This window comes from Okeania sp. SIO2B9, assembly GCF_010672505.1.
Taxonomy (GTDB): domain Bacteria; phylum Cyanobacteriota; class Cyanobacteriia; order Cyanobacteriales; family Microcoleaceae; genus Okeania; species Okeania hirsuta.
The window spans coordinates 1-2,398 of record NZ_JAAHGK010001174.1 but is presented as its reverse complement, the minus strand read 5'-3'; the positions used below and the strand labels follow the sequence as shown (position 1 = coordinate 2,398).

The window sequence follows — 2,398 nt, the reverse complement described above, 5'->3', positions numbered from 1 at the left end:
TCTCAAAGGTGAAAATCTAGAAATATTCAGAGAAAATTAGACTTACTTTGACTTTAGCTCCTGAAAAAATTGGCAGTTCGACAAAATTTAAGAAACCCAATGATGGAAAATCTACTACTCCTGAATTTTCCCCTCTAACCATCAAAAAATTTCCAGAATAAATCATGCTTACCCTGACCTTATCTTCAGAAAAAATTGGCAGTTCAGCAAAATCTGAGAAACCCAATGATGGAAAATCTACTACTCCTGAATTTTCCCTTCTGACCATCAACAAATCTTCAGATAAACTCATGCTTACTCTGACTTGATCCCCTGAAAAAATTGGCAGTTCGGCAAAATCTGGGAAACCCACTGATGGAAAATTTACTATTTCTATATTTTCCCCTCCGACCGTCAAAAAAATTCCAGAGGAACCCATATTTATTCTAGTTTTACCCTTAAAAAAATTCCCACAAAGCAAAATTTAAGAAATCTGCTAATAGATAATTTAGTCGTCTGGATTTTCAACTTCAATAATCAACTAAAATCCAGACAACAAACTAACACTTACTCCTCCTTTTCAATTATCCCTCCACCTAACAAAATATCTCCCTCATACCAAACAGCAGCTTGTCCAGGAGTTATACCAAAAACTGCCTCTTCAAACATTAACTTAACTCGAAAACCATCCTGTGGTTTCTCCTCATTAATACCCAAAGGAATAATATTTGCTGCTACAGGTAAACTACGATATCTCACTTGCACCTCCCCTCGTATAGGTATAGTTGGTGGGACAATAGAAACCCAATTAACTAACTTCACAGTGGACTCCATTTTTGACGCACTGTCGCGATCGCCCACTATTACCCGATTCATCACTGGGTCTAAATCAATTACATATAAAGGATGAGGGGCCGAAACTCCTAAACCTTTTCTTTGGCCAATTGTATAATGATGGACACCATCATGGAGTCCTAACACTCGTCCCTCTTGGTCAACTATTTCACCTTGATGAGGAGTAATATATTTATCCAAAAATGCCCGCATCGAACCGCTAGCTTCCACTAGACATAAATCCTGACTTTCTGGTTTATCAGCAGTTTTCAAACCATATTCTGCTGCAATGCGTCGGGTTTCACTTTTCACCATTTTTCCTAGAGGAAATACGGAACCAGCTAATAAGTCCTGTGTTAAATCGTACAGAAAATAAGACTGGTCTTTATTACGGTCAATAGCACGTTTTAATTGATAGCGATCGCTCTGTGAATCATAATCAATTCGTGCGTAATGCCCCGTGGCAATTTTGTCAATACCCAATTTTTCACGACCATAAGCCAGCATCGGGCCAAATTTCACAGCTTTATTACATTGAGAACAAGGTAGTGGAGTAATTCCAGCACTGTATCCTGTTACTAAATAATCAACAATATTTGCCTGAAATAGATCGCGACTATCCACAATATGATGGGGAATACCTAACTGTTCACAAATATGAGCGGCATCGACCATTCCCTCGGAACAACATTGACCTTTTCCTTTCATTAACCAAAGAGTTAAACCCTCAACTTGATATCCTTGATGATGTAGTATTGCTGCGGTTGTGGAACTATCAACTCCACCAGAAAGACCGACTATAATTTTATTCATTGAATTTGAGGTTATAAAATCAAAACTAAGTTTATTTATCTTGCATTATAGATTTTTTGAAGAAGGAAGAAGGAAGAAGGAAGAGGGAAGAGGGAAGAGGAAAAAGGGAAGCAGGAAAAAAATTACTTTCTCTGAGTTTTAAGTTCTCGATATTTCCTAACCTTTCCTTCCACTGCTATATATGAGACTGCACAAAATTATCAAATTTATTAATTTTTCTGTCTTAATCTTAAGTAAGAAAGAAAGAAGGAAGAAGGAAAAAGGGAAGCAGGAAAAAAATTACTTTCTCTGAGTTTTAAGTTCTCGATCTTTCTTAACCTTTCCTTCCACTGCTATATATGAGACTGCACAAAATTATCAAATTTATTAATTTTTCTGTCTTAATCTTAAGTAAGAAAGAAAGAAGAAGTAACCAGGAAAAGGGAAGCAGGAAAAAAATTACTTTCTCTGAGTTTTAAGTTCTCGATCTTTCTTAACCTTTCCTTCCACTGCTATATATGAGACTGCACAGAATTATCAAATTTATTAATTTGTCTGTCTTAATTTCAAGTCAACTCTGATTAAAATATTGTTCTATGCAATTTAGAAATGAATTTGGCATTAGACTTTTAGGGAAAAGTAAATAGGAAATGGCAAATAGCAACCATTGAAGAAGGAGACAGGAGACAGGAGACAGGAGACAGGAGGAAAATTACATGGGGATTCTAACCCCAAGTAATTTTGAACACCGTGTAGACGGTGGGGTATTAAACCCACAAAGAAAATGATAAAA

2 protein-coding genes are annotated in these 2,398 nt (G+C 36.3%); both read right to left on the bottom strand.

Going from position 1 to position 2,398, the window contains the following annotated elements; translation table 11 throughout:
• Positions 1–16 precede the first annotated feature (16 nt).
• Positions 17–418, bottom strand: coding sequence for a hypothetical protein (locus F6K13_RS28595; protein WP_287289227.1), 402 nt, complete (start codon positions 416–418; stop codon positions 17–19).
• A gap of 128 nt (positions 419–546) precedes the next feature.
• Entirely contained in the window at positions 547–1,641 is a 1,095-nt protein-coding gene (gene mnmA / locus F6K13_RS28590) for a tRNA 2-thiouridine(34) synthase MnmA (protein ID WP_275670461.1), read from the bottom strand.
• Between the last annotated feature and the right edge of the window lie 757 nt (positions 1,642–2,398).